Annotated in this window: 5 protein-coding genes; all 5 read right to left on the bottom strand. The window is 74.5% G+C overall.

All coding sequences use genetic code 11. From position 1 onward, the window contains the following. Positions 1-60: 60 nt before the first annotated feature. The gene (locus ACI798_RS17560; protein WP_457048528.1) at positions 61-1,116 is read right to left on the bottom strand and encodes a substrate-binding domain-containing protein; all 1,056 of its coding nucleotides are present in this window, start codon (positions 1,114-1,116) and stop codon (positions 61-63) included. A 103-nt stretch (positions 1,117-1,219) separates the two neighbouring features. Then, on the bottom strand, positions 1,220-2,389 hold the full coding sequence (locus tag ACI798_RS17555; protein ID WP_456942739.1) for an ABC transporter permease: 1,170 nt from the start codon (positions 2,387-2,389) through the stop codon (positions 1,220-1,222). Beyond that, the gene (locus ACI798_RS17550) at positions 2,386-3,936 is read right to left on the bottom strand and encodes a sugar ABC transporter ATP-binding protein (RefSeq protein WP_457048527.1); all 1,551 of its coding nucleotides are present in this window, start codon (positions 3,934-3,936) and stop codon (positions 2,386-2,388) included. The genes ACI798_RS17555 and ACI798_RS17550 overlap by 4 nt, the downstream gene beginning before the upstream one ends. A gap of 176 nt (positions 3,937-4,112) precedes the next feature. Next, positions 4,113-5,279, bottom strand: coding sequence for an ROK family protein (locus ACI798_RS17545; RefSeq protein WP_456942737.1), 1,167 nt, complete (start codon positions 5,277-5,279; stop codon positions 4,113-4,115). A gap of 4 nt (positions 5,280-5,283) precedes the next feature. Further along, a complete protein-coding gene (locus ACI798_RS17540; protein ID WP_456942736.1) occupies positions 5,284-5,973 on the bottom strand; it encodes an alpha/beta fold hydrolase in 690 nt (229 codons plus the stop codon). Positions 5,974-6,000: the final 27 nt, after the last annotated feature.

Raw genomic sequence — 6,000 nt, 5'->3', positions numbered from 1 at the left:
CCCCCCCCCCCCCCCCCCCCCCCCCCCCCCCCCCCCCCCCCCCCCCCCCCCCGGGGTGGATCAGGACTCGAAGGCGGCGTCGATGTACTGGTCGACGTTGTCCGCGGTGACCACCGGCGCGTTCAGCACCGTCCGCCGCGGGACGCCCTGCGAGGTCAGGTCCGACAGGCTCTTGTCCTGCGCCACGAGCCGGGCGAGCTTGATGCCGTCGGCGGCCTGCGTGTGCGGGTAGATGACCGTCGCCTGGAGGACCGAGTTGCCCTCCTGGATCGCCCGCATGGCGTTGGCCGAGCCGGCGCCGCCGACCATGAAGAACTCGTCGCGGCCGGCGTTCTCGATGGCGGCCAGGACGCCGACGCCCTGGTCGTCGTCGTGGTTCCAGATGGCGTCGATCTGCGGCGCGGCCTGGAGCAGGTTGGCCGCGGCCTCCTCGCCGCCCTCGACGGTGAAGTCGGCGGCGACGCGGTTGTCGACGTCGAGACCGCACTCCGCCAGCGCGTCGGCGAAGCCCTGGCTGCGGTCCTGGGTCAGCGGCAGCGAGTCGATGCCGGCGATCTCCGCGACGACGGCGTCGGGGTTGTCGCCCAGCTGCTCGCAGATGTAGGTGCCGGCGGAGACACCCATGCCGTAGTTGTCGCCGAGGACCGTCGCCCGGGCGGCGAACGGGCTGTCGAACTCGCGGTCGACGTTGATGACCGGGATGCCGGCCTCCATCGCCTGCAGCGCGACCGGGGTCATCGCCGCGCCGTCGAAGGGCAGCAGCACGATCGCGTCGACGCCGTCGTTGATGAACGTCTCCACCTGGCTGATCTGGGTGCTGACGTCGTTGGTGCCCTCCGCGACCACCAGCTCGACGTCCTCGTAGTTCTCGGCCTCGGCGCGGGCGGCCTCGGTGATGCCGGCCATCCAGCCGTGGTCGGCGGCCGGCGCCGAGAAGCCGATGGTGACGGTGTCGCCGGCCTCGTCGTTGTCGCTGGCGGCCTGGTTGCCCCCGCCGCCGCCGCCCGACGCCTCCGGGGTGTTGCTCGTGCAGCCGGCCACGAGCACGCCCGCGCTGAGCAGGGCGACCGTGGCGTACGGCAGGCGGCGGAACGGACGCTGCCTCGTTGCAGACATGCTCTCTCCTCGGGTGTCGCCCCCTCTCCGGAGGCGGGTGGGCTGCCACCGGACGGGGGTCCGGTGGGTGGTGCGGTCCGGCGCGCGGGTCGCGCGCCGGGAGTCAGAGGGTCTTGCCGCTCGAGGCCGGACGGGTGCCGCCCGGTCCGCCCTCGACGGCCGAGCCGCCGGAGACCGCCCCGCCCGGGCCGCCCGGGCCGCCCGTGGCGGGCAGGCCACCGGACGGCGGTCCCGCGGTGGGCCGGCGGAAGCTGAAACCGCCGGTGGCCAGCCGCTGCTGCAGCAGGACGGCGAGGACGATGATCACGCCGGTCGCCACGGCCTGCGCCGAGCTCGACAGGTTGTTGAGCGTGAAGATGTTGCCGAGCGTCTCGAAGACGAGGACGCCGAAGACGGTGCCGACGATCGTCCCGCGCCCGCCGATGAGCAGCGTCCCGCCGATGACGACCGCGGCGATGGCGTCGAGCTCGTAGAGCGTGCCGTGGGTCGAGCTGCCCGTCGTCGTCCGCGCCATCATCATCACCGCGGCGATGCCGCAGGTGATGCCGGAGAGCACGTAGAGCTTGACGGTGTGCCGCTGCACGCGGATGCCCGCGAGGCGGGCGGCCTCGGCGTTGCCGCCGACCGCGAAGGTGCGCCGGCCGAAGGTGGTCCGGTTGAGCAGCACCCACCCGGCGATCGCGACCAGCGCGAAGATGATCACCAGCGTCGGGATGCCGAGCACGTCACCGGAGAAGAAGGCCAGGAAGTCCCGGTCCCGCACGATCTGGGTGCGCCGGTTCGCGATGATCTCCGCCAGGCCGCGGGCGGCGGTGAGCATGGCCAGGGTGGCGATGAAGGCGGCGAGCCTGCCGTAGGCGATGACCACGCCGTTGATCAGCCCGGCCACCGCACCGACGACCAGCGCGGTGAAGACCATGACGATCCAGTGGAAGTCCTCGGCCATCTGCTGGGTGGCCAGCGTGGTGGCCCACACCGACGCCAGCGCCACCAGCGCCCCGACCGACAGGTCGATGCCGCCGCCGATGATCACGAACGTCATCCCGACGCTGACCACGCCGATGACCGAGGCCAGCCGCAGGATGGTCAGGATGTTGTCGACGTCGGCGAAGCGGTCCCCCGCCGTGATCACGCCGACCACGCACAGGACGACCAGGGCGACGACCAGGCCCAGGTTGCGGCCGGCGGCGCCGCCCAGGAACCCGCCGGGACCGCCCCGGCGGGCCTGCTCCTTGCCCGTCCCCGTGACCAGCGCCGTGCTGCCCTCACTCATGCGACGTCCCCTTCGTGCACCGGGACGCCGTGCGTCGACGTCCCCTCCATGACCAGGTCGAGCACGCGGTGCTCGTCGAGGGCCGAGGCGGGCTCCTCCGCCAGCACCCGGCCCTCCGCGACGACGAGGACCCGGTCGGCCAGACCGAGCACCTCCGGGATCTCGCTGGAGACGACGACCACCGCGACGCCGCGGTCGGCGAGGTCGCGCACCAGCGCGTAGATCTCCGAGCGCGCCCCGACGTCGACGCCGCGGGTGGGCTCGTCGAGCAGCAGCACCCGGCAGTCGCGCAGCAGCCAGCGGGCGAGCACGACCTTCTGCTGGTTGCCGCCGGACAGCGTCCGCACCTCGCGGGTGACGTCGGCCGGGCGGACCTCCAGCGCGCTCACCTGCTCGCGGGCGGCGTCGCGCTCGGCGGAGCCGGACAGGAAGCCGCCGCGGGCGAAGCGGGCCAGGCTGGAGATGCTGATGTTGCGGGCGACGGACTCGCCCAGCAGCAGCGCCTGGCTCTTGCGCTCCTCCGGCGCGAGCCCGACGCCCGCGGCCACCGCGACGCCGACGTCGCCGTGCCGCAGCCGGCGCCCGTCCACGCGGACGGTGCCGCCGGTGGCGCGGCGGGCGCCGTAGACGGTCTCGAGGATCTCCGACCGGCCCGAGCCGACCAGCCCGGCCAGCCCGACGATCTCGCCCGGCCGCACGGTGAAGGAGACGTCGGTGAAGGAGCCGCGCAGCGACAGACCCTCGACCTCGAGCACCGGCTCGGCGGTGGGCGCGGACCGGTGGTGGCGCTCCGGGAAGACGTACTCGATGTCCCGGCCGGTCATCAGGGTGATGACCTCGCGGGTCGGCGTCTCCCGGGCCGGCAGCCCGGTGGCGACGGTCCGGCCGTCCTTGAGGACGGTGATCCGGTCGCCGATCTCGCGGATCTCCTCCAGCCGGTGGGAGATGTAGACGACGGCGACGTCGTGGGCGGTGAGGTCGCGGATGACCGTGAACAGCCGCTCGACCTCCTCGTTGTCGAGGACCGCCGAGGGCTCGTCCATGATGATCAGCCGCGCGTCCTGGGACAGCGCCCGCGCGATGCTCACCATCTGCTGGGAGGCCGCGGGCAGCGACCCGACCTCGGCGCCCGGGCGGATCTCGGGGTGGCCGAGCCGGGTGAGCAGCTCCCCCGCCCGCCGGTTGAGCTCGCGCGGCCGCACGAAGCCCATCTGGGCCTGCTCCCGGCCGAGGAAGACGTTGTCGGCGACGGTGAGCCCGGCGACGAGGTCCAGCTCCTGGTAGATCGTCGCGATGCCCAGGCCCAGCGCGGCCTGCGGCGTGGACAGCCGGACCTGCTCGCCGCGCCAGGAGATGACGCCCTCGTCGGGCTGGTGGGCACCGGCGAGGACCTTGATCAGGGTCGACTTGCCGGCGCCGTTCTGGCCGAGGAGGCAGTGCACCTCCCCCGCGCGGACGTCGAGGTCCACGCCACCGAGCGCGCGGACGCCCGGGAAGGTCTTGACGATGCCGTGCATCTCCAACAGCGGCGGTCCTGCCGGGGGCATGGCCTCACCTCGGACTTCTGCTCAACGCTGACCATTAGTCTGTGCAGCGGTGACCATATGAACGGAGTCACAAGGGGTCAAGACTCCGTGAGCGGTGTCACCGAACCGAGACCTGCAGCGCCCAGGCCAGGGGCGGAAATGGCCATTTCTGTCGCCTCCTGGCGACAGACGGTGACTCAGCGCGCGAGGGCCTGGTGGACGGAGTCCTCGTCGAGGTAGCCCTGGATGGCCATGAGCGCGGCGCCCACCCGGCCGGACAGGTCGGGGGCGTCGCTGACGCTGATCTCCAGCGCGCGGGCGGCCAGCGGCATCGAGCGGCCGTACACCGCCTCGCGGATGCCGGCCAGCAGCGGCGCGCCGGCCTGCGCGACCCCGCCGGTCATCACGATCCGGTGCGGGTTGAAGAAGTTGACCAGCGCGGCCAGCACCGTGCCGATGGTGCGCCCGGCCCGCCGGACCAGCTCCAGCGCCGGGCCGTCGCCCTGCGCGGCGAGCTCGATGACCTGCCGGGTGCTGGTCACCGGCAGCCCCGCCTCGACGGCGTCGCGCAGCAGCGCGCCACCGCCGGCGAGCGCCTCGAGGCAGTTCTCGTTGCCGCACCGGCAGAGCACCGTGCGGCCGTCCGGCGTCGGCACGTGGATGTGCCCGATGTCGCCGGCGCTGCCCTGCGCGCCCCGGTAGACCTCGCCGTCGACGATGACCCCGCAGCCGATGCCGGTGCCGACCTTGACCACCAGCACGTCCTCGGCCGAGCCGCCGACGCCGATCTCCCCGAGCGCCATGACGTTGACGTCGTTGTCGACGAGGACCGGGCAGCCGTAGCGGGCGAAGGCGCCGGGGATGTCGTGGTCGTGCCAGCCCGGCATGATCGGCGGGTGCGACGGCCGGCCGGTCGAGAACTCCACCGGCCCCGGCACGCCCACCCCGACGGCGCACACGTCGGCCGGGGTCAGCCCGGCGTCGGCGAGCACCTTCTGCGCCAGCCGGTCCACCTCGGCGAGCACCACGTCGGGACCGTCGGCGATGTCGATCGGGTGCCCGACGGTGGCCAGGATCTGCGCGGACAGGTCGGTGACCGCGACGTCGACGCTGGTGACCCCCAGGTCGACGGCGAGCACGCAGCCGGCGCCGCTGTTGAACCGCAGCAGGGTCGGGGGGCGCCCGCCGGTGCTGCCGCCGCGGCCGCCCTCCTGCAGCAGGCCGGCGGCGATCAGCTGGTCGACGCGAGCGCTGACGGTGTTGCGCGCGGCCCCGGTGAGCGCGACCAGCTCCGCGCGGCTCCGCGCGCGGCCGGTGCGCACGTGGTGCAGCAGTGCGCCGGCCGAGGCGGACGTGGAGGCCATGCCGTCATGGTGACACGCCGGAGGCGCGTCCCCCCTCCTCCGCGACCGCCGCCGTTCCGAGAACCTCCCGGAGGACGGCGGCGACGGCGTCCGGGTGGGTCTGCACCGTCATGTGCCCCGCCCCGGGCACCTCGACCACCCGGCCCGACGGCGCGGCGGCGGCCACCGCGGCGGCCCAGTCGGCGTCGCAGAGCCGGTCCCGCGTGCCGCGGACGACGGTCACCGGGACGCCGACGCGGCGCAGCCGGACGTCGATGCGGTCGGGCGCGGCCACCCGCCACAGCGCCCGCATCGCCCGCGGGCCGGTGGTCAGCCACTGGGCGACGATCAGCGGCGCCTGCCACCAGGGCTCGTGCAGCGCGGTCCGCAGCCACCGCCCGGCCAGCCGGGCGGGCCGGCGCAGCCGCGGGTCGGTCGACGGGCCGAGCAGGACGACGCCGGCCACCCGGGGGTCGACGGCGGCCGCGGCCACCACCTGGCAGCCCTGCGAGTGGCCGGCCAGCACGACCGGGCCGGGGCCGAGCCGGTCCCGCAGCCGGGCGGCCAGCGCGTCGAGCGGGGGCACAGGTGCAGACCGGCCCATCCCGGGTAGGAGCACGACGTCGGCGGGCGACCGCCGGCGCAGCCGTGACCACGACCGCCCGTCCAGGCCCAGCCCCGGGACGACCACGAGCCGGGGGATGACGACGGGCACCGACCTGGTTGTACCGGGCAGGACCGG

It is taken from the genome of Geodermatophilus sp. SYSU D01045, assembly GCF_054050295.1.
This window is presented reverse-complemented; position numbering and strand designations above follow the sequence as displayed.